Annotated in this window: 23 protein-coding genes; 15 read left to right on the top strand and 8 right to left on the bottom strand. The window is 68.3% G+C overall.

The window, feature by feature from the left end; translation table 11 throughout:
• Positions 1–114: 114 nt before the first annotated feature.
• From ABD116_RS01405 to ABD116_RS01385, 5 genes are all read left to right on the top strand, one after another.
• Positions 115–1,236: an erythromycin esterase family protein gene (locus ABD116_RS01405; protein WP_343963895.1), complete on the top strand. Its 1,122-nt coding sequence runs from the start codon at positions 115–117 to the stop codon at positions 1,234–1,236.
• Positions 1,237–1,266: 30 nt separating this feature from the next.
• On the top strand, positions 1,267–1,737 hold the full coding sequence (locus ABD116_RS01400; RefSeq protein ID WP_343963893.1) for an NUDIX hydrolase: 471 nt from the start codon (positions 1,267–1,269) through the stop codon (positions 1,735–1,737).
• 262 nt (positions 1,738–1,999) lie between these two features.
• Entirely contained in the window at positions 2,000–2,917 is a 918-nt protein-coding gene (locus tag ABD116_RS01395; protein ID WP_343963891.1) for a GTP-binding protein LepA, read from the top strand.
• A gap of 100 nt (positions 2,918–3,017) precedes the next feature.
• Entirely contained in the window at positions 3,018–3,224 is a 207-nt protein-coding gene (locus tag ABD116_RS01390; RefSeq protein ID WP_343963889.1) for a hypothetical protein, read from the top strand.
• A 274-nt stretch (positions 3,225–3,498) separates the two neighbouring features.
• A complete protein-coding gene (locus ABD116_RS01385; RefSeq protein ID WP_343963887.1) occupies positions 3,499–5,820 on the top strand; it encodes a DUF222 domain-containing protein in 2,322 nt (773 codons plus the stop codon).
• Between the two features lie 1,771 nt (positions 5,821–7,591).
• Here the strand turns inward: ABD116_RS01385 and ABD116_RS01380 are convergent.
• From ABD116_RS01380 to mce, 5 genes are all read right to left on the bottom strand, one after another.
• Positions 7,592–8,926: an AI-2E family transporter gene (locus ABD116_RS01380; protein ID WP_343963885.1), complete on the bottom strand. Its 1,335-nt coding sequence runs from the start codon at positions 8,924–8,926 to the stop codon at positions 7,592–7,594.
• Positions 8,923–10,497: a coiled-coil domain-containing protein gene (locus ABD116_RS01375; protein WP_343963883.1), complete on the bottom strand. Its 1,575-nt coding sequence runs from the start codon at positions 10,495–10,497 to the stop codon at positions 8,923–8,925. The genes ABD116_RS01380 and ABD116_RS01375 overlap by 4 nt, the downstream gene beginning before the upstream one ends.
• Positions 10,498–10,606: 109 nt before the next feature.
• A complete protein-coding gene (gene ccrA / locus ABD116_RS01370; RefSeq protein WP_343963881.1) occupies positions 10,607–11,944 on the bottom strand; it encodes a crotonyl-CoA carboxylase/reductase in 1,338 nt (445 codons plus the stop codon).
• A 161-nt stretch (positions 11,945–12,105) separates the two neighbouring features.
• Positions 12,106–13,038 (bottom strand): anti-sigma factor RsbA family regulatory protein, encoded by a 933-nt coding sequence (locus ABD116_RS01365; protein WP_343963879.1) that lies wholly within the window; start codon positions 13,036–13,038, stop codon positions 12,106–12,108.
• An 86-nt stretch (positions 13,039–13,124) separates the two neighbouring features.
• On the bottom strand, positions 13,125–13,559 hold the full coding sequence (gene mce, locus ABD116_RS01360) for a methylmalonyl-CoA epimerase (RefSeq protein ID WP_343963877.1): 435 nt from the start codon (positions 13,557–13,559) through the stop codon (positions 13,125–13,127).
• 93 nt (positions 13,560–13,652) lie between these two features.
• Here mce and ABD116_RS01355 point away from each other — a divergent pair, with 93 nt between their 5' ends.
• The 6 genes from ABD116_RS01355 to ABD116_RS01330 all read left to right on the top strand — a co-directional run bounded on the left by ABD116_RS01355 (position 13,653) and on the right by ABD116_RS01330 (position 18,574).
• Entirely contained in the window at positions 13,653–14,870 is a 1,218-nt protein-coding gene (locus ABD116_RS01355; protein WP_343963875.1) for an acetyl-CoA C-acetyltransferase, read from the top strand.
• Between the two features lie 65 nt (positions 14,871–14,935).
• Complete coding sequence (gene meaB / locus ABD116_RS01350; RefSeq protein WP_343963873.1) at positions 14,936–15,892, top strand: methylmalonyl Co-A mutase-associated GTPase MeaB; 957 nt, start codon at positions 14,936–14,938, stop codon at positions 15,890–15,892.
• Between the two features lie 446 nt (positions 15,893–16,338).
• Positions 16,339–16,497 carry a hypothetical protein gene (locus tag ABD116_RS01345; RefSeq protein ID WP_343963871.1) on the top strand — a complete coding sequence of 53 codons (159 nt, stop codon included), beginning with the start codon at positions 16,339–16,341 and terminating at the stop codon, positions 16,495–16,497.
• Positions 16,498–16,626: 129 nt separating this feature from the next.
• A complete protein-coding gene (locus ABD116_RS01340; protein WP_343963869.1) occupies positions 16,627–17,310 on the top strand; it encodes a PH domain-containing protein in 684 nt (227 codons plus the stop codon).
• 106 nt (positions 17,311–17,416) lie between these two features.
• On the top strand, positions 17,417–17,764 hold the full coding sequence (locus ABD116_RS01335; protein WP_343963867.1) for a VOC family protein: 348 nt from the start codon (positions 17,417–17,419) through the stop codon (positions 17,762–17,764).
• Between the two features lie 18 nt (positions 17,765–17,782).
• Positions 17,783–18,574, top strand: a complete 792-nt coding sequence (locus ABD116_RS01330; RefSeq protein ID WP_343963865.1) for a class I SAM-dependent methyltransferase — start codon at positions 17,783–17,785, stop codon at positions 18,572–18,574.
• Here the strand turns inward: ABD116_RS01330 and ABD116_RS01325 are convergent.
• Complete coding sequence (locus ABD116_RS01325) at positions 18,571–19,320, bottom strand: maleylpyruvate isomerase family mycothiol-dependent enzyme (protein ID WP_343963863.1); 750 nt, start codon at positions 19,318–19,320, stop codon at positions 18,571–18,573. The genes ABD116_RS01330 and ABD116_RS01325 overlap by 4 nt on opposite strands.
• A gap of 70 nt (positions 19,321–19,390) precedes the next feature.
• Here ABD116_RS01325 and ABD116_RS01320 point away from each other — a divergent pair, with 70 nt between their 5' ends.
• The 4 genes from ABD116_RS01320 (at position 19,391) to ABD116_RS01305 (ending at position 24,459) form a co-directional block, all read left to right on the top strand.
• Positions 19,391–19,897 carry a MarR family winged helix-turn-helix transcriptional regulator gene (locus ABD116_RS01320; RefSeq protein ID WP_343963861.1) on the top strand — a complete coding sequence of 169 codons (507 nt, stop codon included), beginning with the start codon at positions 19,391–19,393 and terminating at the stop codon, positions 19,895–19,897.
• Positions 19,898–19,987: 90 nt separating this feature from the next.
• Positions 19,988–21,661 carry a coenzyme B12-dependent isobutyryl-CoA mutase large subunit gene (icmA, locus tag ABD116_RS01315; protein ID WP_343963860.1) on the top strand — a complete coding sequence of 558 codons (1,674 nt, stop codon included), beginning with the start codon at positions 19,988–19,990 and terminating at the stop codon, positions 21,659–21,661.
• Positions 21,582–23,462, top strand: coding sequence for an NAD-binding protein (locus tag ABD116_RS01310; RefSeq protein ID WP_343963858.1), 1,881 nt, complete (start codon positions 21,582–21,584; stop codon positions 23,460–23,462). The genes icmA and ABD116_RS01310 overlap by 80 nt, the downstream gene beginning before the upstream one ends.
• A 34-nt stretch (positions 23,463–23,496) precedes the next feature.
• Positions 23,497–24,459 (top strand): tetratricopeptide repeat protein, encoded by a 963-nt coding sequence (locus ABD116_RS01305; protein ID WP_343963856.1) that lies wholly within the window; start codon positions 23,497–23,499, stop codon positions 24,457–24,459.
• Here the strand turns inward: ABD116_RS01305 and ABD116_RS01300 are convergent.
• Both ABD116_RS01300 and ABD116_RS01295 read right to left on the bottom strand, forming a co-directional pair.
• Positions 24,456–25,232: an IclR family transcriptional regulator gene (locus ABD116_RS01300; protein ID WP_343963854.1), complete on the bottom strand. Its 777-nt coding sequence runs from the start codon at positions 25,230–25,232 to the stop codon at positions 24,456–24,458. The two genes, ABD116_RS01305 and ABD116_RS01300, sit on opposite strands and share 4 nt — an antisense overlap.
• A complete protein-coding gene (locus tag ABD116_RS01295) occupies positions 25,229–26,017 on the bottom strand; it encodes an NAD-dependent epimerase/dehydratase family protein (protein WP_343963852.1) in 789 nt (262 codons plus the stop codon). The genes ABD116_RS01300 and ABD116_RS01295 overlap by 4 nt, the downstream gene beginning before the upstream one ends.
• Positions 26,018–26,111 lie beyond the last annotated feature (94 nt).

Here is a 26,111-nt window from a genome sequence, read left to right as displayed (position 1 = left end):
TCGGGCACGAGCATATTTTTGAACTTTCGCCGCATTTGAGACTTTATGGAATGCGTACGGAGCTGGCTCATTGATAAGTCTTCATCGAGTACTTCAACGATAAGATTCAATGACATGAGCAAAGACATTCAGGACTTCTTACCGCCGCCCGGCGAGCTGCTGGGACTCGGCGAGCCGACACATCAGGAACCGGCCTTCGGGCTGCTCCGCAACGAGTTGTTCACGGTACTTGTGGAGCAGGGGTTCCGGTCGATCGCGCTGGAATCCGATCGGGTGCGCGGGCTGCTGGTCGACGACTTCGTCCAGGGCGGCGCGGGGGACCTCGACACCGTGATGACTGAGGGCTTCTCGCATCGGTTCGGTGAGCTGACGGCCAATCGGCGATTGGTGGGTTGGCTGCGGGAGTACAACGCAGGTCGGCCGGCCGACGAGCGGGTTTCCTTTCACGGCTTCGATGCGTCCACGGAGAACACGAGCGCTGCCAGCCCGCGGATCTATCTGGAGCATGCGCGCGACTACCTGGGCCTCGAGCTCGAGCTGGATCGTCTGCTTGGTGATGACAAGGCCTGGAGCCGCGATGAGGCGATCCTCGATCCTGCCCAGTCGCTCGGCGACACCGCTTCGGCTTTGCAGCTGCGCGTGATCGCTGACGATCTGCTCACCACGCTCTATGCCCGTGCGCCGGAACGCATCGCGGCCACCTCGCGCGCTGACTGGTACCGGGCTCGTACCTATCTCACTACCGGGATCGGCCTGCTGAGGTACCACAAGCAGGCCTCCGTACCGGGCTCGCAGGCGGTGCGGATAGCGCGGCTGATGGCTGCTCGCGACTCCCTCATGGCCCAGAACCTGCTGGACATCCGCAGCATCGAAGGGCAGCGCGGCCCGACGCTGGTCTTCGCGCACAACGCCCTCGTGCAACGCATGACCGATCCGAACCGCGACTGGTACTCCGCCGGATCGATCGTGGCCGAGTTGCTGGGGGAGCGCTACACGGTCATCGCCGGCAGCCTCGGCCGGAGCGAAACGCTCGGACTCATGGAGCCGGCCGCCGACACCTACGAGGGCGGCCTTCAGCGCACCTTCAGCACCTGGGGTCTCACGCCCTCAGTTGCACTCCAGCCTGCCCGGACGCGCACAGACATCAGCCCGCAGCAGGGTTACTTCCCACTCGACCAACCTTTGCTCGACCACGTCGACGCAGTCCTTCACATCAACGCCGGCGCACACGTCTGAGTCGCCCGCTTCTCTGCGTAGGGTGCGGCCATGAGTTTCCGGCTGGCGGCGTACGCGGTGTGCATCGACGACGGGCGGGTACTCCTCGCCCGCTATGTATCGCCGAAGGGGGAGGGGACTTGGTGGACGCTGCCCGGCGGGCGGGTCGAGCATGCTGAGGATCCGTACGACGCGGTGATCCGTGAGGTCGCCGAGGAGACCGGCTGCACGGCTGTCGTCGAGCGCCTGCTGGGTGTCGACTCGCGAGTGATCTCCGCCGCCGAGAGCACCAACGGGACGCTGCACCAGAACGTCGGCGTCTTCTACGCGGTCCGCATCACCGGCGGCTCGTTGCGTCCGGAGCCGAACGGGGAGACCGCCGAGTCGGTATGGACGCCGCTGCCGGACATCGCCGGGCTGAGCCGGTCGGTGGTGATCGACGTCGGCGTCGGCCTGGCGGTGGAGGCGCCTGGTACCGGGCATCTCGCGTCGTTCGCCGTCGGCGGGCTGGTCCGGCACTGAGCAGTCGCACCCATCCGGAGGTTGACCGGCTCCGAATCGCTGTGGTCCCTTGACGTTGAGTTGCGGAAGTGTACGTGCGGGGGATCACGTAGTACAGGGTGAAAGGCAGTGGGTGATGTTACCCCCTGGAAAGTAAGGTAGTACTTACCAGAGGTCAGACCGGCTGAAGGTGATCTGAGGCCTGGGGGTGGGTGAAAATCGTCATGAGAGGTTGCGAAAACAGGACGACGCGACAGGTGCGGACGACCAGGGTGGCCCGGCCATGAGCGCCGCGATGACGCCGCCGTGGCGCCGTCGGCCGCGGAAGCCCTTCTCGGTGGAGGCGCGGCTGGCCGAGCACGTCGACCGGCTCGCGGAGGAGCACCCGCCGATCCCGGTGGACAGTGCCGACTACTCGATGGTCCGGCCGGAGCTGCTGGCCGAGCGATTCGGTCCTGTGCTCACGTACATGTCCCGGGTGGAGCTGGAAGTCGAGCGGAACGTGCTCGAGCTCAACCTGTTGCTGCCCGACCCGCCGCCCGTGGACAAACACTTCTACGCCGACGTGTGGCTGCCGCAGGAGACCCATCACGGCTACCTGCTGGACCGGTTGCAGCAGTTGGCGGGTCTGCCGGAATCCGAGCCCGACCTCACCTCGCTGGCGTTCAGCTACAAGGTGCTCGGCGCGCTCGGCCGCTGGAGCGCCATCCAGGACGTCAGCCGGATGCTGTACTACCTGACCGGTGTGGCGACCGAGCAGTCGGCCATCCTCGCGTACAACAAGCTCTACCAAGGCCTGCTGGACCTGGGCGAGAAGGCCGTCGCGATGACGGTCGTCGCCCCGATCCGTCGCCAGGAGCCCGGCCACTTCGCCTACTACAAGATCGCCGCCCAGGGCCTGTGGTCGGAGATGTCCGAGTGGCAGAAGTGGATCGTCCGCACCCTCCGCCGCTACACCTTCGAACCGGTAGGCGCCTACACCAAGAAGCAATGGGCCCAGTTCGGCGACGTCATGCACCACCTGGGCATCGCCGTCTCCGCCACCGACGACGAACTGACCCGTTACGCCCAGCAAATAGGCCGCTTCGAACTAGAGATGCTCTGGGCCCACCGCAACGGCCTGAAGGTCCCCACCTACGTCCTGGACTCCCTCCACAGAGCCGCCCACCTAGCCGCCAAACACCGCCCCCACCCCGCCTAACCAAGCATCCCGGGCAACTGTGGTTCCCCCACGCGTCCCGCTACGCTCCGCGCTCCCACCCACCCATGGCAGCGCGTGCTGCCGCTCGCCTGCTTCGCGAGTGCTGCGCCCGCTGAACCCACGCGTGCTGCGCCTGCTGAACCCACGCGTGCTGCGCCTGCTGAACCCACGCGTGCTGCGCCTGCTGAACCCACGCGTGCTGCGCCTGCTGAACCCGCGCGTGCTGCGCCCGCTTGCTCGGCAGCAACCGGGCGCCGTCGTCCCCGAGATCGTGAAACCGACTTGCGGTTCCTGCCGTCCGCGCTGACCCAGCAGGCGACATCCCCCGAGGCACCGCCGGTCTGGCCCTCCGCACCGACCTGACCAACTACCCCGACCCTCGGTAGCCCACGCCCCTGCCGAGGCCATCCGGCTGACCGCGCCGCGCCTCACCCGTGCCCCCAGGGCACGGCAGGCGACCTCTCGCCGCGACCTCCGGACCGTATGCCGGCCGCCCCTCGGTGCCGGAAACCCTTGTGGACAAGGGGAAGTGAGCCATCCTCGATTTCGTGACAACCAATTCATCTACTAGAATCGAACGCATGTTCGAAGATGATGGATGGGTCGGCTACGACGCCGCCGCGACCCTCGACGCGGCCGTCGAATACGACACGGCCGAAAACCAGGCCGCCCTCGGCAAACTCCAAGCCACCCTCCACTTCGCCGACCTCCACGCCACCCTGCCACCCACTGACCGAACCACCCCGAACCACAGCGGTGAACGCCTCGTCGTCCACGGCGGCGACGGCTGCCCACCGATCGCCGAGTTCGCCCCCGCCGAACTCGGCGCCCTACTCAAAATGTCCAGCGGCGCCGCCGCTTCCTACATCGGCGAAGCCCTCGCCCTGCGCCACCGCCTGCCCCGGATCTGGGCCAAGACCCTCAACGGCGACGCCATCGTCTGGCGCGCCAGAGCCGTTGCCCGCGCCTGCCTGAAACTCTCCGCCGAAGCCGCCGCCCTCGTCGACGAACGCGTCGTCGCCGTCATCGACACCCTCTCGGCCTACCGCCTGCAGAAAATCGTCGACGCCGTCGTCAAAGAAGCCGACCCCGCCGCCGCCCGGCAAGCCGCCGAAGACCACGCCCGCCAGCGCGGCGTCTGGGTCCAGCCCTCCGACGACGACGGCACCAAAACCATCTGGGTCAAAGCCGCCTCCGGAGACGTCATCGCCATCGACGCCAGCATCACCGACGTCGCCTGGGCCCTCCGCCAGCTCGGCGACCCCGACCCCCTCAACGACCGCCGCGCCAAAGCCCTCGGCTGGCTAGCCGACCCCCTCGCCGCCTACGAACTCCTCAACGCCGCCCGCTACCTGGCCACCCATCCCACCACCGGCGAAGCCGAGCCGAACCCACCCCGAACCGACGCCCCGAAGCCACCCCACGCCCCCTCCGACACCGAGCACGCCCCACCCAACGCACCGGACCCGACAGCCGGCAGCTCGCTGGAGGTCAAGCCGCACCTGCCCAAAGCCCCAGCCGACCGGCGGACCGCCAGTTCCACGCAAGTCGATCCGGACCCACCCGACGGATCTGTCACCGACCCCGCTGACCACACATCTGAAGCAGAGCCGAATCCACCCGGCCCATCGCCCGCCACGCCTGCAGATAAGTCCCCGGGAGATGACCTCTGCCCACCCCGACCATCCACCGCGAAGCCAGCCAGAGACTATTCCGCTGACGAATCGGAGCCGCCCGGAGCATCGGCTGCACAGCGAGCTAACGACTGCTCTGCAGGCGAGTCGGAGCTGCCCGGTGCATCGGCTGCACAGCGAGCTAACGACTATTCCGCGGACGAGTCGGAGCTGCCTGGTGCATCGGCTGCACAGCGAGCTAACGACTGCTCCGGAGACGAGTCGGAGCTGCCTGGTGCATGTGCTGCGCAGCGAGTTGACGACTGCTCCGGAGACGAGTCGGAGCTGCCTGGTGCGTTGGCTGCGCACCGAGTTGACGACTATTCCGCGGACGAGTCGGAGCCGTCCGGTGCATCGGCTGCGCAGCGATTTGACGACTACTTGGCAGACGAGTCGGAGCTGCCCGGAGCATCGGCTGCACAACCAGCTGACGATTCCGCAAGAGACAAGATGCGTCCGGCCCGAGCATCGTCCGCAGAACGCGCCGCCGACTCCTCCGGAGGCGAGCCGGAGCTGCCCGCAGTACTGAACGAACAGCCGCCCAGCGACTGGGACGAGCCCGCGTTCGACGACGAACCAGACCGGCACGCGCCTCACCCGAGCATCGGCGAGGAACTCGCAAGCCCGATCGTTTCGCCGACCGCCGACACCAGGGCGGCCATCGACCCGTACTCGCGGCACCAACTGGCCAGCAAGCTCGCCACGATCAAGAACGCCGCCGGCAGCACCTGGCCCGGCGCCGCCCGGCCCGGACGCATCGTCTTGTACGCCCACATCACCGACCAGGCACTACTCACCGGCGACGGCCTCATCCGGATCGAAGACCACGGATCACTCCTCGCCGCACAGCTCAAAGAACTCCTCGGCCACCGGCAGGTGATCCTCAAGCCCGTCATCGACCTCAACCAGCACCTCGATGTCAACGCCTACGAAATCCCCACCCGCATCCGCGAACGCGTCAAACTCGCCCAGCCCGCCGAACGATTCCCCTACAGCACAACCGAAACCACCCCACACACCGACCTCGACCACATCCAGCCCTACGACCCACACGGACCACCAGGCCAAACCAGTACTACCAACCTCACCCCCGCAACGCGGTACCACCACCGCGTCAAAACCCACGGCCGCTGGACCGTCCACCACACCAACAACGGAGCACTCCACTGGACCACCCCCAACGGCTACACCTTCCACGTCGACCACACCGGCACCCACCGCCTCACCTAACCCACCCCGCACCACCACAATCCATCCAGCCACCAGCCACCAGCCACCAGCCACCAGCCACCAGCCACCAGCCACCAGCCACCAGCCACCAGCCACCAGCCACCAGTCACCAGTCACCAGTCACCAGCCACCCGAGCCTCGCAGGCCACACGGTGCGCAAAGCAGGCTGCTTTTCGCACCGGCGACTACATCGATGAACGCCAGGTCCGCGTGGAAGCGGCCAGCGTCTCCGCCGTGTGCGCGAGGCGCCGCGCCGGCCCGTGTTCCGCGCGAGCGGTCAGTCCGGCTTGCGCTACCTGCGAAGCGTCGTCCGGACGAGGCGTAACGCGGGCTCGTGCGAGGCGTCGTCCGAGCTCGTCGTCCGTGCGAGGGGTAGCTCAGGCTCATCCTGCGTGCGAGCGTCCCCCTCGGTTTCGTGTTCCGGGCAAGGTGTCAGACATGCTCGTCCTCCGCGGGAGGCGTCGCCCCGGCTTGTGCTTCCTGCGAGGAGTCGCTCAGCTTGTACGCCTGTGAGAGGTCGAGGGGGCGTGCGCCGCGTCGGGCGCCAGCGGTGGCCGTGCTCTCCGCCACGTCGGCATTGGGGCAATCGTGAGGGAGGCAGCACCCGGGTGGGGGGTGGTCCGGGTGCTGCCTGGGGGAGGGGTTAGCTGTAGGGGGTTGGTGGTGGGGGTTGGGGTGATGACTTGGGATCTGTGGGGAGAGCGGTGGTGGGCCGGTCGGCTCGTTGGTCTGCGAGGTCGGGGGTCGGGCCGGCTTCGGCGGGCTCGGCAACCGGTATGAAGCTCACGCCTTCGCAGTCTGGGCCGGTGCGGGGTGCGCTGGAGGGCTCGGGAGCATCTGGGGAGTGGCGTGGGCCGTGCCAGCCAAGGGCGATCACGTATTGATTTCCTGTCTCGATTCACGGTCGGCCAAATAGGAGCGGCCGACGTTCCGCCCCAGCCTCGCCGCGCGCCCACCTCGGTGTCCCCGAACTCGAACGAAGTCGAACAGCAGCACAGGCGACACACAAACCGGCCGCGCATGCCATCACCGGGCGTAGGAGTCCCCGCGTGTCACCGTCACTCGGGGGTGTCGCCGATTCCGGTGCAACACGCGCGGCTCGCGTGTGCAGCCCGATGGTGGCGAGGCGATTGGTTGGGCTCGACAGGTGGCCGCTCGTTTGAGCGGGTTGCGGAGGCCATGAATACGGCGCGTGCGGGGGCTGGAGACCGATCTGCGTGGATGGGGCAACGCCGCCGGGTGCTCCGCGTGGGGCGGATGGAGCAACGCTGCCGCGTGCTCCGGGTGCTCCGGGTGCTCCGGGTGCTCCGGGTGCTCCGGGTGCTCCGCGTGCTCCGCGTGGGGCGGGGGGCGGGGGGCAACGCTACATGTGCTCCGTCTGCTCCGCGTGGGGCGACGCTGCCGTGTGCTCCGCGTGGGGCGGCTCGGGGCAACGCTGCCTAGTGCTTCGCGTGGGGTGGCTCTCGTATGTGCCGCCTTGCTCCAATGGCGCCAAGGCCAAAATCGGGTGCGCGCGCAGCCAGTTGGCTTTCGTCAAGCTGGTTGCGGAGGCCATGAAGCCCGGCGCATGCGAGGGGGCGGGAAGCTTATCTGGCTGTGGCGGGAAGCCCGGGTGGTGTGCGGCTAACCGACGGGCGGCTTGGCGACGAGCGGGTGGTGGAGGAGCGGGAGGCTTGGCGACGAGCGGGTGGCGGAGGAGCAGGCGCGGGCAGCGGGCGGGCTTATGGGGTGGCCGACGCGCGAAGGTGAGTGGCTCGCTCCTCCGCGGGGGTTAGGAGGCGTCGGCTTTGCGGACCCAGACTTCTCGGACTATCAGGAGGATGGCGGCGGCGGTGGGGATTGCCATCAGAGCGCCGACCACGCCTAGGAGGGCGCCGCCGAAGAGGGCTGCGATGACGGTGACGGCGCCGGGGATGTTGACGGCGCGGCGCATGATGCGCGGCGCGACGAAGTAGTTCTCGATCTGCTGGTAGATGATGCCGTACGCCAGGCAGGCGACGCCGACCCAGAGGCCGTCGGTGAAGCCGATCAGGGCTACCAGGACGACGCCGATCAGGCCGCCGACCATCGGGATGAACGCGGTGAACATCACGCAGATCGCCAGCGCCACGGCGTACTGGCCGAGGCCGACGATCTCCAGGAAGATGAACATGAAGCAGCCGGCGCAGAGCGCGACCAGGAACTGGCCGCTGACGTAGCCGCCGACCCGGCCGAGCACCTCGTCGCCGAGGATCGAGAACCGGCTCCGGCGGCTGGCCGGGACCAGGCTGTACGCCGCGCGCTTCACCGTCGGCAGCGACGCCAGGAAGTACAGGGTCAGGATCAGGATCGTGAACGCGGAGAACAGCGCGTTCGCGACGACCTTGCCGACGCCGAGCACACCGCCGAAGGCCTTCTGGGCCAGCGCCGGGTCCTGGATGTAGTCGGTGGCCTTCTGGATGAAGTGGTACTTGTCGTTGAGGCTGTTCAGCGTCTTCGACTTGGTCAGCAGGTCGAGCCAATCGGGCGCGTTCTTGATCAGCCCGTCGATCTGGTCGGTCACCACCGGGACGATCGCGAAGCCGACGCCGGTGACCGCGAGGATCATCAGCAAGAAGACGACGCCGACCGCCAGGCCGCGCTTGAGCCCGCGGCGCATGAACCACTCGACCAGCGGGTTCAGGCCGACCGCGATGAACATCGACACGACGAGCAGGATCAGCACCGACTTGGCCTGGCCGAGCGCGTGCCACAGCCCGTACGCGACCAGGCCGCCGAGGACCGCGAAGAAGCCGAACACGAACGGGTTCGACCGGCGCAGCGGCGGGCCGGGCGCGCCCATGCCCTCCGACGGGTGCCGCTCGTCGATCAGTAGTTCACCCACGAGGCTCTGCTCGTCCTCACTCGCCGCTTTCGCTTCTGCGGCAGCTTTTTCGGCTTGCTCGGCGGCGTCCTCCGACTGCTCGGCGGCCGTCTCGGAGTGCTCGGCGGACTGTTCGGCGTCGTCAGCCGCCGCTTCGGCCTCGGCCGCGGCGGCCTTCGCTTCGCGGGTGGCCCGCTCGATCTCGGTTACTTGAGTCTTGCCGTCCGCGTTGCCTGTCGCATCCTGGTCGCCGGCAGGCGTCACTTCTCATCCTTCGTGGCTTTGCCGTCCCCGGTCGCCTTCACGTCGTCGAGGTCCGCGGCGTCGGCGTCAGCGTCGGCGTCATTGTCTGAGGATGAGGATGAGGAGCTGGACTTCAGATCGGAGAGCCGGAACTCGTCGATCCGGGTCTCGTCGCGCAGCGGCTTCTTCTCGGCGGCCCGCAGCTCGTCGATGCTGCTCGCGTCCACCCGCAGGCTGCTGTCGATCCGCGTCTCGTCGACCCGCGCGCTACCGGCTTGCGACCCGACGAACGGGTTGCCACCCGCGAAGGGGTTCCCGCCGCGCCCGAGCTCAGCCTCTTCCGGCTCCAACGCGGCCGGCGCGGAGTCGGTGGAGTAGGTCGCCGTCGGCTCTTCGGGACCGCCGACGTACGTCGCGGGCGTCTCGTCGTACGCCGGTGTGCCGAACGGACTGCCACTCGCCCCACCGGCCGTCGCCGCTGGTGCAGCCGGAGCAGGCGACACCGGCGGAGCCGCGAACGGGTTGCTGTACGGCGTGGCCGTCTCGGAATCCAGCTCAGCAGCCTGCCGCGCGATGTTGCTCGCGATGTCGTTCAGCCCAGCGATCTGAGCCAGGATCCCGTCGCGCCGCTTGGCGAGCCGCTCGGTCTCGCGGGCCACGATCGTGCGCGACCGCTCAGCCTCGTCAGCCGCGTTGGCCAGCTCGGCCTCGGAGCGGGTGCGAGCAGTCGTGAGCAGTTGCTCCGCCTCGCGACGAGCGCGCGACAGCGTGCGCTCGGCGGACTCCTCCGCCTCCGCGCGGATCTTGCGCGCCTGCTCCGTCGCCTCGGCGACCCGCCGCTCGGACGCCTCGGCGGCCTCGCGCATCTGGGTGGTCAGGTTCTCGGTGTCGGCGGCGATCTTGGAGTGCTTGTCGGCGAGCTCCTTGGCCTGCTGCTCGCGCTCGTCGGCGAGCCGCGCGCGCAGGGCGGCCGACTCGCGCTGGATCGCGGTACGGATCTTCTCCGCCTCGTGCAGCGCGCCGTTCTTCATCGTGCTCGACTCGGACTCGGCGGTCAGCTGCAGCGTCTCGGCCTTGCGCCGGGCAGCCGCGAGCACCTCCGCGGCCTCGGTCTCGGCGGTCCGGCGGATCTCGGCGGCGTCGCCTTCGGCGGTCCGGCGCATGCTGTCGGACTCGTTCAGCGCGACGGTCCGGATGTCCTGAGCCTCACGCTCGCCGGTCGACCGGGTCGCGGCGGCCTCCTTGGCGGCCGTACTGCGCAGCTCGTCGGCTTCACGACGAGCCTCTTCGAGCGCCTCGGACGCCTGGTCCTGGGCGAGCCGCAGGATCTGCGCGGCCCGGTCGCCGAGTCCGGCGTACGACGGGTTGGCGCTGGCCTCGAGCTGCCGCTTGGCCTCGTCGAGCTGGCGCTGCAGGGGAGCGGAGTTGGCTTGCGCCTCCTCCAGCCGGCCACGGGCGTCGGCGAGCTGCATCTCCAGCGCGCGGACATAGTCGTCCACCGCCTGTTTGTCGTAGCCGCGACGTCCCACGGGGAAGCCACCCGCGGCGGTCGCAGTACGATCGAAAAACGGCAGGCTCGACTCGTCAGCCATCCCAAAGAGTCCCTTCTGGCGGCTCGGATAAATCCCCTGTCAGCAGAGCCTGTCAGAACGTGGCCCCCCAGCGCCAACCGGGTGGACCAGGGCTGTGGACAACCGTCGGTCAGCGGTTGCGGAAGCGGTTGATCTGGGTGAGGTGCTTCTCGCGGAGTTCCTGGTTCTTGACGCCGAGACCCTCCGACGGTGCGAGGGTGAGGACGCCGACCTTGCCCTGGTGCAGGTTCTGGTGGACGTCGTACGCCGCCTGCGCGGTCTCCTCGAGCGAATAGGCGCGACTCAGCGTCGGGTGGATCATCCCCTTGGCGATCAGCCGGTTCGCCTCCCAGGCCTCGCGGTAGTTGGCGAAGTGGGAGCCGATGATGCTCTTCAGGTTCATCCACAGGTACCGGTTGTCGTACTCGTGCATGAAACCCGACGTCGACGCGCAGGTGACGATCTTGCCGCCCTTGCGCGCCACGAAGACGGACGCGCCGAACGTCTCCCGCCCCGGATGCTCGAACACGATGTCCGGATCGTCGCCACCGGTCAGCTCGCGGATCCGCGCACCCAGCCGCTTCCATTCCTTCTGGTCCTGGGTGTGCTCGTCGGCCCAGAACTTGTACCCCTCGGCCGACCGGTCGATGATCAGCTCCGCGCCCATCGCCCGGCAGATCTCCGCCTTCTCCGGCGACGACACGACACAGACCGGGATCGCCCCGCCGTTCAGTGCGAACTGCGTCGCGTACGACCCCAACCCGCCGGACGCGCCCCAGACCAGGACGACATCGCCCTGCTTCATGTTCGCGCCGTTCGACGACACCAGCTGCCGGTACGCCGTACTGTTCACCAGCCCCGGCGACGCGGCCTCCTCCCAGGTCAGATGAGCGGCCTTCGGCATCAACTGGTTCGACTTCACCAGCGCCAGCTCCGCCAGCCCGCCGAAGTTGGTCTCGAAACCCCAGATCCGCTGCTCGGAGTCGAGCATCGTGTCGTTGTGCCCGTCCGGAGACTCCAGCTCGACCGACAGGCAGTGCGCGACGACCTCGTCGCCCGGCTTCCACGCGTTCACGCCCGGCCCGGTACGCAGGACGACGCCGGCCAGGTCCGAGCCGACCACGTGGTACGGCAGATCGTGCCGCGCGGTCAGCGGCGACAGCTTCCCGTACCGCTTGAGGAAGCTGAAGGTGGAGACCGGCTCGAAGATCGACGTCCAGACCGTGTTGTAGTTGATCGCGCTCGCCATCACCGCGATCAGCGCCTCGCCCGGCCCGAGCTCCGGCGTCGGCACGTCGTCCAGGTGCAGGCTCTTGCGCGGATCCTTCTCGCGGGACGGCAGCCCCTCGAACATCCCGGCCTCGTCGGCGTGCACGGTGATCCCGCGATAGTGCTCGGGGACTTCGAGCCGCCCGAACTCCTCGGCAGGCGTGTCGCCGGCCAGGATCGCGTCGAGGATGTCCTTCACGTCGTACCTCCAGGTAGGTGGAGCCGCTGTGAAAGCGAGAATCTACCGACGAGTATGCCCCTTTGGCAGGCATCTGTGAGGCACGTCGCAGCCGTTGAGACGACCGTCACTTTTCCAGTCCACTGGGTTTAGTGGTCTTACCGCCCCGAGTGCTTTCGATGTCAATCGAGCCGGGCGTGCAACCTGACCTGGGTCCCGGTCTCGCCGGAGCGGATCTGGACCAGGTCGCAGAGCTGGTTCGCGAGCCAGACGCCTCGCCCGCCGAGGCTGTCGGTCGGCGGCATCACTCGCCCGACCAGCAGGTCGCCGATCCGGCCGCGGTCGGCGATGTCGAGCACCAGCGAGCGGTCCTGTGTCCACAGCGACAGCGTCCCGCGGCCGCCCCCGAAGCGCACGCTGTTCGTGCAGATCTCGTGCAGCGCGAGCGCCAGATCGTCCACCCGATCCGCAGGCAGCCCGTACGAACGCGCCCGGTCGGCCGCCCATCGGCGTACGCCGGTGAGCTCGGCCAACCCGAATTCCCGCTGCTCGGCCGTCTCCGGTACTCCGGCCAGCGGCGCCCCGAACAGCGTGAGCGCGACGTCGTCCCAGTCCCGAGCGGGCTGGCAGGCCAAGGCTGGGTGGTTGGGCGCTGGATCGAGCCCGAGAGTCACGGAGTACGGACAGCGCAGCCGGAACGGCCCGGAATGCTCGAAGGCCACGTTGAGCAAGGCCTCGTGAAGCTTGGCCTCGGCGTACTCCGCGGCGCTCCGGCCCGGGTACGCCGGTTCGCCGAGCGCGCGGATCGGGCGGCCGTCGTGCTCGCGCAGGATGTCGGCCCACAGCGGGATGATCCGCGCCGGGTTGCGGCCGGCCACGGTGATGTCGATGAAGGTGACCTCGTCGGCGAGGTCGCCGAGTTCCTTGCGCAGCAAGGCGATTCGCTCCTCGGGGAGCGCGGCCAGCACGACCTCGCCGGCGATCAGGCCGTCCCGAAGGAACGGAGCTGCCCGGTGCACGAACTCCTCGTCGTCGGCATAGACGAAGGCATCATGCTGGAAACCGGATCGACTACCGCTTGGTGCGTCAGGGTCTGGGGCGCTGTCGATCAGCACTCCACCAGACTAGTACCGAATCGGCCGTCCAGCGGCTCGACGAGTCCTTCGTCACGCACGGTCCGCCGACGGTGACCCGGCGGCGCTCAGGAGGCCGGTTCGACGAGCTCGATCAGCACTCCGCCGGTGGAGCGCGGGTGCAGGAAGTTGACCCGCGATCCCGCAGTACCGCGGCGGGCTTCGTCGTACAGGAGGATGGCGCCGCGTTCGCGCAGGGTGGCCGAGACGGCGTCGATGTCGCGGACCCGGTAGGCGAGCTGCTGGATGCCTGGGCCGCGCTGGGTCAGGAAGCGGGCGATCGGGGAGTCGGGCGAGATCGGCGCGAGCAGCTGGATCGAGGAGCCGCTGTCCCCGACCGAGAGCATCGCCTCGCGGACGCCCTGGTCCTCGTTGATCTCCTCGTGCGCGACCGTCATGCCGAAGGTGTCGGCGTAGAACCGGACCGCCTGGTCGAAGTCCGCGACGGCGATGCCGACGTGGTCGATCGCCTCGAACAGGGTCTGCGTTCCGGTGACGTCCATGGGCCCAGATTGACCTAGTGGGGTGCTGTTTCCAACCGAGTGTGACCCGATCGACAAGCACGTACCAGTGCGCACGCAGGTATCGTGGAATGCATGTCTGACACCACTCGCAGCCCACAGAACACAACTGTCATAGTCGCCGGTGCGCGGACCCCGATCGGACGGCTGCTGGGTGGCCTCAAGGGCTTCACCGGCGCCGAGCTCGGCGGCTTCGCGATCAAGGGCGCGCTGGCCAAGGCCGGGGTCGCGCCGGAGCAGGTCGAGTACGTGATCATGGGCCAGGTGCTGCAGGCCGGCGCCGGCCAGATCGCCGCTCGCCAGGCCGCCGTCGCGGGTGGCATCCCGATGTCGGTGCCGGCGATCACGATCAACAAGGTCTGCCTGTCCGGCCTGAACGCGATCGCGATGGCCGACCAGCTGATCCGCGCGGGCGAGTACGACGTGGTGGTGGCCGGCGGGATGGAGTCGATGACGAACGCGCCGCACCTGCTGCCGAAGTCGCGCGAGGGCTTCAAGTACGGCGACACGACGCTGGTCGACTCGATGGCCTTCGACGGTCTGTGGGACGCGTTCACCGATCAGGCGATGGGTGCGCTGACCGACCAGGCGAACGAGACCGGGCTGAAGCTGACTCGTGAGGAGCAGGACCAGTTCAGCGCGCGGTCGCATCAGCTGGCGGCGGAGAGCTGGAAGAACGGGGTGTTCGTCGACGAGGTGGTGCCGGTGGAGGTACCGCAGCGCAAGGGCGACCCGGTTGTCTTCGACACCGATGAGGGTGTGCGCGGCGACACGACTCTGGACACGCTGTCGCGGTTGCGGCCGGCGTTCGGCAAGGACGGCACGATCACCGCGGGATCGGCGTCGCAGATCTCTGACGGTGGCTGCGCGGTCGTCGTGATGAGCAAGGCGAAGGCGGAGGAGCTGGGGCTGACCTGGCTTGCCGAGATCGGTGCGCACGGTTCTGTGGCCGGGCCGGACTCCTCGCTGCAGAGCCAGCCGGCGAACGCGATCGTCAAGGCCTGCTCGAAGGAAGGCATCGAGCCGGGCGCACTGGACCTGATCGAGATCAACGAGGCGTTTGCGGCTGTCGGTATCGCCAGCGCACGCGAGCTGAACGTCGACCTCGACAAGGTCAACGTCAACGGCGGCGCCATCGCCCTCGGCCACCCGATCGGTATGTCCGGCGCTCGCTTGGTACTTCACCTGGCGCTGGAGCTCCAGCGCCGCGGCGGCGGTACCGGTGCTGCCGCCCTGTGTGGTGGCGGCGGCCAGGGCGACGCACTGATCGTCCGAGTACCGCAACAGAGCTGAACCGACAGCGCCGGGTGGCTGCAGGTAGCTTGGTCTGATCTATCCCCGAACTGACAGAGATGCTGATGCCGCGACGGACTGCCCCGGTTGCCGAGTTGGTGGAGCGTGCCCGGGATGGGGACTCGCGGGCTGTCGCGCGGCTTATCTCGTTGGTGGAGGACGAGTCGCCGCTGTTGCGTGAGGTGATGGCGGCGCTTGCTCCGCATGCTGGGCAGGCGCACATCATCGGGATCACCGGGTCGCCGGGGGTTGGTAAGTCGACGTCGACTTCGGCGCTTGTGTCGGCGTACCGGGCGACGGGGAAGCGGGTCGGCGTACTGGCTGTCGATCCGTCGTCGCCGTTCTCCGGTGGTGCTTTGCTGGGGGATCGGGTGCGGATGCAGGATCACGCGACCGACTCCGGGGTGTTCATCCGCTCGATGGCGTCTCGTGGGCATCTGGGCGGGCTTGCGTGGACTACTCCGCAGGCGCTGCGGGTGCTTGATGCGGCGGGGTTCGATGTCGTGCTGGTGGAGACGGTCGGGGTTGGGCAGTCGGAGGTCGAGATCGCCGGTATGGCCGATACGACGATCATCTTGCTGGCGCCCGGGATGGGGGACGGCATCCAGGCGGCCAAGGCGGGAATCCTCGAGGTCGGCGACATCTATGTCGTCAACAAGGCCGACCGCGACGGCGTACAGAACGTCACCCGCGACCTGCGCGCGATGCTCGCGCTGGCCGAGCGCGGGCCCGGCGCGTGGGTCCCGCCGATCCTCAAAACAGTTGCCTCACGCAACGAGGGCGTCGACGAGGTGGTGACCGCGATCGAGGAACGGCTCGCGTGGATGCGCACCAACGGCGTCCTCACCGACCGCCGCCGGACCCGGGCCCGCGACGAGATCGAGGCGATCGCGATGACGTCCCTGCGCTCCCGCTTCGCCCACCTCCACGGCGACGCCCGCCTGGACGTCCTGGCCGCCAAGGTCGCCGACGGCAACACCGACCCGTACTCCGCAGCCGACGAACTCCTGGACGCCCTCTAGCTGTTTCCCCCACGCGCCTCTCCTACGTCGCGCGGTGCGACCACCTGAGTGGTCGGCCAGTTGGCCGGGTGGGACGTGGTGGGTTGATGCCGCGCCATCTCCGGCGTCGCCGGCTCGTGCTCCCGTAGGGGCCGGGGCCTCGATGGCTAGCCGGAGTCTGGACGGAAACCGATCAATCCGCTAACGGCTGAATTCGTTGCCACTGACACACTTGGCGACTCTGTGTCACATCCGAAAACGGGCAAGTAACCGGGGGATTCGGGGTTCTGGGGTTCGTTCGTCTCACGGCGGCGCGCCGGTGGGTGCCGTGCCCCCTGATCCGTTACAGAATGGATCTTGAAGCTGGTGAGCATTGTGCGGTGGGCTGTGTTCAGTCAGTGACAGTTGGTGACTATCCGTGATACAAACACAGTCGACCATGTTGGTTGCGAACGAGGAGTGGTGACATGCCGAAGAAGCTGCTGATCTGGCTGGTCATCGCCTTTGCGGCGTTCTATCTGTTCACTCAGCCGGAGAACGCCGCAGATGCTGTAGGAGGTGCGTTCTCGGCCGTCGGCGATGCGTTCGGGAGCATGATCACGTTCCTGTCCGCGCTGTTCAACTGATCCTTCAGCTCAGGTGTCCCGTATCGAGCATTCGTGCGGGACACTTAGCTGTAACGGGGCCGACAGCGGCGTGGACAGGGGAGTGAGTGGATGGCCGGAATAGGCCTCTTCAGGATCTTCGATCCCAAGGTGAGGCGCCATCTGATCTCGGACGAGGGCGAAGTCGTCATCGACGAGGTGCGGCACCACTGGGTGGTGTTCACGGTGCCGATGCTCGAAGTGTTCCTGGCGACCGCGCTACTGGTGGTGATGCTCGCCTGGTCGCGAGGTGCCCCGGTCCTGCTGGTGATCGTGCTGGTGCTGGTCGGGCACGCGTTCTGGCAGTTCCTCACCCAGCATCGAGATCGGTTCGTCGTCACCAACATGCGGGTGATGCGGATCCGCGGCGTCTTCTCGCAGACCGTCGCGACGACGCCGATCGCGCGAATCCTCGACATCACGCTGCAGAAACCGATCATCGGCCGGATGTTCGGCTACGGCCACTTCGTCTTCGAGTCGGCCGCGCAGGACCAGGGTTTCCGCGAGATCAAGTACGTCAGCCGGCCCGACGACCGTGACCTGACGATCCAGCGAGTCATCCAGCGCACCGGCCTGCGAGCCTCCGCCAGTGTCGATGTCGTCCAGGGAGACGACGACGATTCCGACGACGACGGTACGGGCCCGATCGGGATGAACTCCGCGGCGGAGGTCACCACGACCACCACCACGGCCCCGAGCCACCACACGACCTCCACCCGGGTCGCCGGCACGTCGAGCAAGTCGATCTTCAACTCCGAGCGCGGCAACTGGACCGACGACCCGGACCACGACTGACCGAGTGACGGACTGACTGACAAGCCGGTCAGGAATCAAGAAGCTTTGCCGACCGTGCGGATCTAGGTTGGTGGTCAAGGAACAAGCCACTAGATCTGGAGTGATGATGAGCGAGACGCAGGGAATCAAGACCGTGCTGCACCCGGTGTCGGACCTGGCGAAGGCGACCGAGCTGTACGCCGCGCTGCTGGGGATCCGGCCGCAGGTGGAGTCGCCGTACTACGTGGGCTTCGAGACCGCCGGACAGCAGATCGGTCTGGTACCCCAGGGACCGCAGAGCCCCGACGGACAGCTGGCCTACTGGCACGTGGACGACATCGAGGCGAAGCTGGCCGAGGTGACCGCGGCCGGCGGCACCGTGAAGGACTCGCCGCGCGATGTCGGCGGCGGCCGCCTGGTTGCCTCGTTCACCGATCAGGACGGCAACGTCCTCGGGCTCGTCCAGGACCAGTAGTCCCTAGACTTCTCGGCCATGGATGATCAGGCCGGGATCGACGCGGGGATCCAGCACTACTACTCGAGTGTCTTCGATGAGGACGCACGCCTGACCACCCGCTCTGCGCAGAGCGCACTCGAGTTCGTCCGGGTTCAGGAACTCGTCGGCACCAGGATCGCGGCCGGATCCAGGGTGCTCGACATCGGCGGCGCGACCGGCATCCACGCGATGCCGCTCGCCGCCGCGGGCCATCACGTCACCCTCGTCGACCCGGTCGAGGAGCAGGTGGTGAAGGCCCGGCGGCACGGGACTTTTCAAGCAGAGGTCGGGGACGCCCGGCATCTGCGCTTCGCCGACAACAGCTTCGACGTCGCGTTGCTGTTCGGCCCGCTCTACCACCTGCAGAAAGCAACCGACCGCCAGCAAGCACTGAGTGAGGCGGTGCGCGTCGTAGTACCGGGCGGCTGGATCTTCGCCGCCGCGATCCCGCGCTTCATCCACCATGCGGCGGTCAGCCTCGGCAAGACTCCGCCGAGGCCTTATCCACAAGCCTGGATCAACACCCTCGAATCCGGCACCCCAACACCCGGCGGTCGCTTTCCTGCTGGGCACTTCCATACAGCGGAGGAGTTGGACGCCGAGTTCCAAGCGGCCGGCCTCAGCAAAAGAGAGCTGCACGCGATCGAAGGCGCAGCGGGCTTCGCGCTGGAGCAAGTCTCAGCCGACGAAGCGCTACTTCAAGCAGCGCTCACCCTGGTACGCCGAACCGGCCACCTCCCCGGCATCCGCGACATGACCAATCACCTGATGGCCATCGGTCGCGTCTAGTCGCTGGCTTCGGCGACCCGGGCACGGAACTCCTGTACGGCGGTGTCGTCGCCGACGGATTGCTCCATGTTCAGATCGCGGCGGCCCCAGAGCCACAGGAAGAGGTCCTCGGGCTCGCCGAAGACCTCCGCGTCCACCTCGCCTTCGGCGTCGGGCACGACGGTCGCGCTGGTCGCATCGACGCGAGTGGTCCAGGAGCGACCGGCGGAGGTGATCCTGATGGTCGCGTCCACCGGGTGCTTGGTATCACCCTCCTCCCACCAGGGGCCGCCGAGATTCAGGGTGAGGATCTCGTCGATCCCGTCCAGGGCGAGCGCGCGGTCGACCGGGGTGACGACGTCGTGGGCGAGTTCGCCGTCGATGCGGTGGACGGCCGTTTCGAGCGCCATCCGGCGGTACCAGAAGGCAGAGGTGCTGTCCGAGGGCGAGAAGGTCCAGGTCGCCAGCTCGGTGCCGGCCTCCGACAGGGCGGGGACTATCGCGGCCCGCGCCTCGTCGAACAGCTCGAGGGCGTCGCGATCGTCGATCCCCGCGGGCGGCCACGGCTCCGGGCGAGAGCCCAGGCGGAGGATCTCGATCTTGTGGAGGTAGACCTGCGCGACGTGGCGAAGGACGGTCTCGACCGTCCAGCCGGGACAGCTCGGAACCTCGGCCGGCAGGCCGAGCCGGCCCACCTCGGCGAGGCGCGAAGAGTCGGCCTGGAGGCAGGCGAGGTAGAAGGCGGCGCGTTCGGGCGGCAAAGACATGAAGAGAACGATCTCATCAACCACCGACAGATTCGTCCGACACTCGCCGCCGACCGGTTAACGTAACGGCATGGCGAGGAAGAAACCGTTGCCGTTCGACCCGATCGACGAGGCCTCCCGGCAGTGGGGACGCCGCTGGGGTGCCGTCGAGCAGATGCGTGCCGTGACGTCGCTGATGCGCGCCCAGCAGATCGTGATCGCCGAACTCGACGAGATCCTCAAGAAGCACGGCCTGACGTTCGCCCGGTTCGAGGCGCTCGTACTGCTGACCTTCTCCCGGCGCGGCTCGCTGCCGCTGGGCAAGATGGGCGAGCGCCTGCAGGTGCACCCGACGTCGGTCACGTCGATCGTCCGACGCCTGGAATCGGCCGGCCTGGTCACCAGGACGCCGCACCCCGACGACGGCCGCGCGATCCTCTGCGAGATCACCGACGAGGGCCGCGACCTGGTGGAGCGCGCCACCAAGGACCTCGTCGCCGCCGACTTCGCCCTGAGCGGCCTGACCGACGACCAGCTCAAAATGCTCTGGTCGGTCCTGCTCCCACTGCGCCAAACCGCCGGGGATTTCGCGGAGTAGAACCAGAACCTATGCAAGACCTATGCACGAAGTGGTATTTAGTAGGACGTCCAAGTACTTTGGGTGGGAGACCAACCCCAGGAGGACGTGATGGACGCCGAGCAGATTGCCGCCGGGCAGAGCCGATGGCAGCAGCGGTACGACGCGTCGCGGCGCCGCGAGGCCGATTTCACCACCCTCTCGGGCACTGAGGTCCAGCCCGTCTACGGCCCGCCCGCAGGCACCGACGACCCGCGGATGGAGCGGATCGGCTGGCCGGGCGAGTTCCCGTTCACCCGTGGTCTGCACGCCACCGGCTACCGCGGCCGCACCTGGACGATCCGCCAGTTCGCCGGCTTCGGCAACGCGGAGGACACTAACGCGCGGTACAAGATGATCCTCAACTCCGGCGGTGGCGGCCTGTCCGTCGCCTTCGACATGCCGACCCTGATGGGCCGCGACTCCGACGAGCCGAAGTCGCTCGGCGAGGTCGGTCACTGTGGCGTCGCGATCGACAGCGCCATCGACATGGAGCGGCTGTTCAAGGACATCCCGCTGCAGGACGTCACCACCTCGATGACGATCTCCGGGCCCGCAGTACCGGCCTTCGTGATGTATCTGGTCGCCGCCGAGCGGCAGGGCGCCGACATCACCAAGCTCAACGGCACGCTGCAGACCGACATCTTCAAGGAGTACATCGCGCAGAAGGAGTGGCTGTTCCCGCCGGAGCCGCATCTGCGCCTGATCGGCGACCTGATGGAGTACTGCGCCGCCAACATCCCGGCGTACAAGCCGCTGAGCGTGTCCGGCTACCACATCCGCGAGGCCGGCTCGACGGCCGCGCAGGAGCTGGCCTACACGTTGGCCGACGGCTTCGGCTACGTCGAGCTCGGCCTGTCCAGAGGCCTCGACATCGACAAGTTCGCCTCCGGCCTGTCGTTCTTCTTCGACTCCCACCTGGACTTCTTCGAGGAGATCGCCAAGTTCCGTGCCAGCCGCCGGATCTGGGCCCGCTGGATGCGTGACGTCTACGGCGCCAAGACCGACAAGGCGCAGTGGCTGCGATTCCACACCCAGACCGCCGGCGTCTCGCTGACCGCCCAGCAGCCCACGCTCAACGTCGTCCGTACGGCGGTCGAGGCGCTGGCCGCGGTCCTCGGCGGCACCAACTCGCTGCACACCAACGCGCTCGACGAGACGCTCGCGCTGCCGACCGACCAGTCGGCCGAGATCGCCCTGCGCACCCAGTCGGTGCTGATGGAGGAGATCGGCGTCACCAACGTCGCCGACCCACTCGGCGGTTCCTGGTACGTCGAGGCGCTCACCGACCAGATCGAGGCCGAGGCCGAGGAGATCTTCCAGCGGATCAAGGAGATGAGCCCGGACGGCACGATGACCGGCGGCATCCTGCGCGGGATCGAGGACGGCTGGTTCATGGCCGAGATCGCCGACGCGGCCTTCGAGTACCAGCAGAAGCTGGAGAAGGGCGAGAAGAAGATCGTCGGGGTGAACACCCAGACCGACACGGTGGCCGGCCAGCTGGAGATCCTCCGGGTCAGCCACGAGGTCGAGGTCGAGCAGTGCCGGGTGCTCGCGGCGCGCAAGACGCAACGCGACGAGGACCTGGTGCGTCGTACGCTAACGGCGCTGGTCGAGGCATCCAGAGGGACCGGCAGTCTGATCGAACCCATGCTGGAGGCGGCGCGTGCGGAGGCCACGATGGGGGAGATCTGTCACGTTCTTCGGATCGAGTGGGGCGAGTACCGAGAACCCGCCCGCTTCTGAGGAGATCGCGGCAGACCCCGACGGAGCGGCCGGCCAGGGCGGCAACGGGGCCAAACCACCGCGCAAGCGGGGCGGTGGTGGTGGCAATGGTGGCAGCAAGCCGGACGGCACACCATCGGTGGACGACCGTGGGGTGGTCGTCATCGGCTCCGACCGGACGATGCTCCGGGTGGTCACCGAGCTGGTGAGCTCCGGCGAGCACGTGACCGCAATCGTCAATCCCGACTCGAGGCACTACGAGCGGATCGGCGAGCTGGGCGCCCAGGTGATGGGCGTCCGGGTGATCAGCGAGTCCGTACTACGCCGCGCCGGCATCGACACCGCGGACGACTCGGCGCTCAGTGCGCGGGCCCTGGTGCTCCTGGACGCCGACGACGTCCGCAACGTCCACACCGCGTTGACCGCGCGCGACATGGACGCGAAGCTGCGCATCGTCATCCAGATGGTCAACCCCCGGCTCGGCGGCCAGCTGCACGAGCTGCTCGGCGACTGCGTCGTCATCTCCGGCCCGTCGCTGGCCGCTCCCGCCTTCGTCGCGGACGCACTCGAGGACGACGAGCTGACCTGGGTCGAGCTCGGTGGCCGGCGCATGGTCGCCGGCCCTGCTGACCTGATCCGCGATCCGCACCTCACGAGGCTGGCCGACACCACCTCATCGGCAACCCCTGAGCTGCTGCCGACCGGAGACTCGGACCCCGACGGCGACATCGTCCTCGGTACCGGCGTCAGGCCGGTCTGGCGGACCAAGGACGTCCGCCGGGCAGGCTGGCTGGTGGCGACCCGCGACATCCTCGACCGGCGGGTCCGGACCATCGCCGCCGTGATGGCCGGCCTGGTGATCGCCGGGACCGCGCTGACCCACTGGATCGCCAACGTCGAGTGGATCCGCGCGCTCTACCTGGCGGCCGGCGCCGTGACGTCGGCCGGGATCGAGGACAACACCTTCTCCAACGCCTCACCCTGGGCCAAGATCGCGGCCGTCGTGGTCCAGCTGACCGGCATCGTCTTGATGGCCCTGCTCACCGCCGTGATCGTCGACTCGCTGATCGGCGCCCGGCTGTCCCGGGTGATCGGCGGCGTCCGGGGCCGGCCACGCAACCACGTGATCGTCTGCGGTCTCGGTACGGTCGGCGCACGCGTGCTGGAGATCCTGGTCGAGCGCGGCGTCGCGGTCGTCGGGGTGGAGCAGGACGAGAACGCTCCCGGCGTACAGACGGCGCACCGCCTGCGCGTCCCGGTCATCATCGGGGACAGCAGCAACGAGGAGACGCTCAGGTCGGCCGGGGTTCCCCGCTGCCAGTCGGTGCTCGCGATCACCAACGGCGACATCACCAACCTCGAGTCGGCGATGGTCGTCCACGAACTGAACCCGGACGCCCGGATCACGATGCGGATGTTCGACCACGACCTGGCCCAGCGGGTCGAGCGCCAGCTCGGCCTCGGTCACAGCCGGTCGGTGTCGATGCTGGTGGCCCCGGCCATCGCCGCTGCCGTGGCGAACCGTCGCAGCCAGACGACCGTCCCGGCCGGCCGGCGCGTCCTGCTGCTCACCGAGGTCACCGTCGAGCGCGACTCGGTTGCGGTCGGCAAACGACTCGGCGAGCTGGACGAGAGCGGCGGCCTGCGAGTCCTTGCCCGGCTGGAGGCCGGCACTCCCTGGGACTGGGCGCCGGCCTTCGACCAAGTGGTCCAGCCGGGCACCCGGATCGCCGTCGCCGGCACCCGCAGCGGCCTGGCCCGGCTGCTGCTGGCCACCCGAGCGCCACACCGTTCGGGCGCGTCGGGGAGGATAGAGCCATGAACGTAAGCAGTGAGCACGGAATGCGAGGACAGCGGTGAGCCAGCCGAACTTCTCCCGACCGGGAGCGATCGACCTGTCGTCCCTGCGCAAGCCGCCTGCGCGGCCCGGCGGCGCACCCGGAGCGCCTGGTGCCCCCGGGGCGCCAGGGGCCCCAGGCGGAGCGCCCGGAGCCGGCGGCGCGTACGTGCTGAACGTGACCGAGCCGACCTTCCAGGCGGACGTGATCGAGCGCTCGCTCCAGGTCCCGGTGGTGGTCGAGTTCTGGTCGCCGCGCTCGGACCAGTCGCTCGCCCTCAGCCCGGTCCTGATCCAGCTGTCGACCGAGTACGCCGGCAAGTTCCTGCTGACCCGGATCGACATCGACGCGAACCCGCAGCTGGCCCAGGCGGTCGGTGTCCAGACGGTGCCGCTCGTTATCGCCGTACTGCGTGGTCAGGTCGTCCCCCTCTTCCAGGGCGCCGTCGGCGAGCCGGAAGCCAGGCAGTACCTAGACCAGTTGCTGACCGTCGCGGTCGCCAACGGCATCACCGGCCGCACTGACCCGGTCGGACCGGCCGGCCCCGCCGACGAGGCCGCCGAGCCGGAGCCGGACCCGCGGTACGAAGCTGCCGACAACGCGGTGGCCGCCGGAGATCTGGACGGTGCGATCGCGGCGTACGAGGCGTTGCTGAAGGAGACCCCGGCCGACGCCGAGGCGAAGGCCGGGCTGTCCCGGGTCCAGCTGGTGAAGCGGACTCGCGACGTGCCGGCCGAGGTGCGGACGCGCGCCGCGGACAACCCCGAGGACATCGAGGCGCAGATGCTGGTCGCCGACGTTGACCTGATGGGCGGTCACGTCGACGACGCGTTCGCGCGGCTGATCAAGACGATCCAGGTGACCGCAGGCGACGACCGCAACGCCGTTCGCCTGCACCTGCTGGAGCTGTTCGAGGTCGTCGGCGCCGACGACGAGCGCGTGGTCAAGGCGCGTCGCCGGCTGATGGCCGCTCTCTTCTAGCGGATACCTTCCGATCGCAGCAGCGTCGCGAGGCGCTGCACATGGTCGCGGATGATCGCGGCCACCCGCTGCACCTCTTTGTCGGTGCAGCGGGCGATCGGGATCGAGCAACTGATCGCGTCGGTGGCCGGAATCCGGTAAGGAACCGGTACGCCGACGCAGCCCAGCCCCATCACATTTTGTTCGCGCTCGACGGAGTACCCACGTCGCCGGGTCTCGGCCAGCTCCTCGGCCAGCGCCGCATGCGTGCCGACGGTGTTGACCGTCAACGCGGGCAGCGGGTCGGCCGGCAACTCGAGCGAGACCTCCGTGGCGGTGAGCTCGGACAGCAACGCCTTGCCGAGTGACGTCGCATGGGCCGGCAACTGGCGACCGACGCGGCTGGTCGCCCGGGCCGGAGCGATCGCTTCGCGGGTGGCGAGGTAGATGACGCTGGCGCCGTCGAGCCGCGCGTAGTGGCAGGTGTAGCCGCTGTCCTCGCGGATCGCCTCCAGCGTGCGGATCGCGTGCGGCAGCGCCGGATCGCGGTCGAGGTACGCAGTACCGACCAGAAGCGCGCGGGATCCTATGCCGACCATCGCGCCTTCGTTGGTGGACTCGATCCAGCCGGTCGCGATCATCGTGTGCAGCAGCTGGTGCAGGCTGGAGCGCGGGTACCCGGTCCGTTTGTGGAGCTCGGTCACCGACATCGGCCCGCGCGCGTCACCGAGCACTTCGAGGATGCGCAGCGTGCGCTCGGCCGACTTGACCAGCCGGATCTCTTCGGTCGTCACCAGGTGCCTCCCAGCGGATGGTTCGCATCGGCGAACACCCCGGCCAGCAGGGCGTCGCGATCTTCTCGTACGTCGGTGTCAGGCCCGATCCGGCTCTCGGCGTCGTCGAGCGGATGGAAGCCGATCGCCTTGCCGGCCTCGAGTGAGAACCAGCTGCGGGTGTTGTCCGAGACCGCCCAGATCAGATGGTGCCCAGGCCGGTCGAGTTCAGACACGGTCTCGATCAGCCGGGCGAGATCGGCGGGGGAGAGCCAGGTCGACAGCGTCCGGCCACCGGTGCCGATCGTGTCGGCGACGGTACAGATCCTCGCTGACACCACGGTCATACCGAAGCGATCGGCGTACAGGCTGCCGAGGGCTTCGAGGGCGACCTTGCCGACGCCGTAGTACGTGTCGGGTCGTGGCTGGAGGACGGGCGCTGCTGCGGCGTCGCGGGCGGCGACGTAGCCGGTGGCGTGCAGGGAGCTGCCGAGCAGGACACGCGGTACGCCGGCCCGATGGGCTGCCTCGAGGACGACGTACCCGCCGTTGATGTTGGTCTCGAGGATCTGTTCCCACGGGCGCTCGGCCGAATGGCCGCCGAGGTGGATGACGAGATCCGCGCCGGTGAAGGCCGCCGTCATCGCCTCCAGATCGGTGATCGACGCCGGCTGGAACTCCTCGCCGTCGCCGAGCTCGTCGATCGCGACGATGTCGGTCAGCCGGACGACGCGGCCCGGGCGGCGCAGCAGGGGCCGGACCAGCGTCCCCACCAGTCCCGCCGCTCCGGTGATCGCGATCAGCACTCTCGTCACTCCTTCGGCCGTTGACAGATCCGTGAACAAACTAATACGTTTCAAACTGTTACGCCAGTATGAACAGCATTCACAAATGTGAATC

Origin of the sequence: Kribbella koreensis (genome assembly GCF_039525325.1) — a bacterium.
GTDB classification, from domain to species: domain Bacteria; phylum Actinomycetota; class Actinomycetes; order Propionibacteriales; family Kribbellaceae; genus Kribbella; species Kribbella koreensis.
The sequence above is the reverse complement of the archived record's forward strand: the minus strand, read 5'-3'. Positions and strand labels throughout refer to the sequence as shown.

Bases quoted from the DNA above. Each gene is read 5' to 3' on its own strand.
- ABD116_RS01405 (WP_343963895.1), top strand. From the start codon at position 115: ATGAGCAAAGACATTCAGGACTTCTTACCGCCGCCCGGCGAGCTGCTG.
- ABD116_RS01400 (WP_343963893.1), top strand. From the start codon at position 1,267: ATGAGTTTCCGGCTGGCGGCGTACGCGGTGTGCATCGACGACGGGCGG.
- ABD116_RS01395 (WP_343963891.1), top strand. From the start codon at position 2,000: ATGAGCGCCGCGATGACGCCGCCGTGGCGCCGTCGGCCGCGGAAGCCC.
- ABD116_RS01385 (WP_343963887.1), top strand. From the start codon at position 3,499: ATGTTCGAAGATGATGGATGGGTCGGCTACGACGCCGCCGCGACCCTC.
- ABD116_RS01375 (WP_343963883.1), bottom strand. From the start codon at position 10,497: ATGGCTGACGAGTCGAGCCTGCCGTTTTTCGATCGTACTGCGACCGCC.
- mce (WP_343963877.1), bottom strand. From the start codon at position 13,559: ATGGACGTCACCGGAACGCAGACCCTGTTCGAGGCGATCGACCACGTC.
- ABD116_RS01355 (WP_343963875.1), top strand. From the start codon at position 13,653: ATGTCTGACACCACTCGCAGCCCACAGAACACAACTGTCATAGTCGCC.
- meaB (WP_343963873.1), top strand. From the start codon at position 14,936: ATGCCGCGACGGACTGCCCCGGTTGCCGAGTTGGTGGAGCGTGCCCGG.
- ABD116_RS01345 (WP_343963871.1), top strand. From the start codon at position 16,339: ATGCCGAAGAAGCTGCTGATCTGGCTGGTCATCGCCTTTGCGGCGTTC.
- ABD116_RS01335 (WP_343963867.1), top strand. From the start codon at position 17,417: ATGAGCGAGACGCAGGGAATCAAGACCGTGCTGCACCCGGTGTCGGAC.
- ABD116_RS01330 (WP_343963865.1), top strand. From the start codon at position 17,783: ATGGATGATCAGGCCGGGATCGACGCGGGGATCCAGCACTACTACTCG.
- ABD116_RS01325 (WP_343963863.1), bottom strand. From the start codon at position 19,320: ATGTCTTTGCCGCCCGAACGCGCCGCCTTCTACCTCGCCTGCCTCCAG.
- ABD116_RS01320 (WP_343963861.1), top strand. From the start codon at position 19,391: ATGGCGAGGAAGAAACCGTTGCCGTTCGACCCGATCGACGAGGCCTCC.
- icmA (WP_343963860.1), top strand. From the start codon at position 19,988: ATGGACGCCGAGCAGATTGCCGCCGGGCAGAGCCGATGGCAGCAGCGG.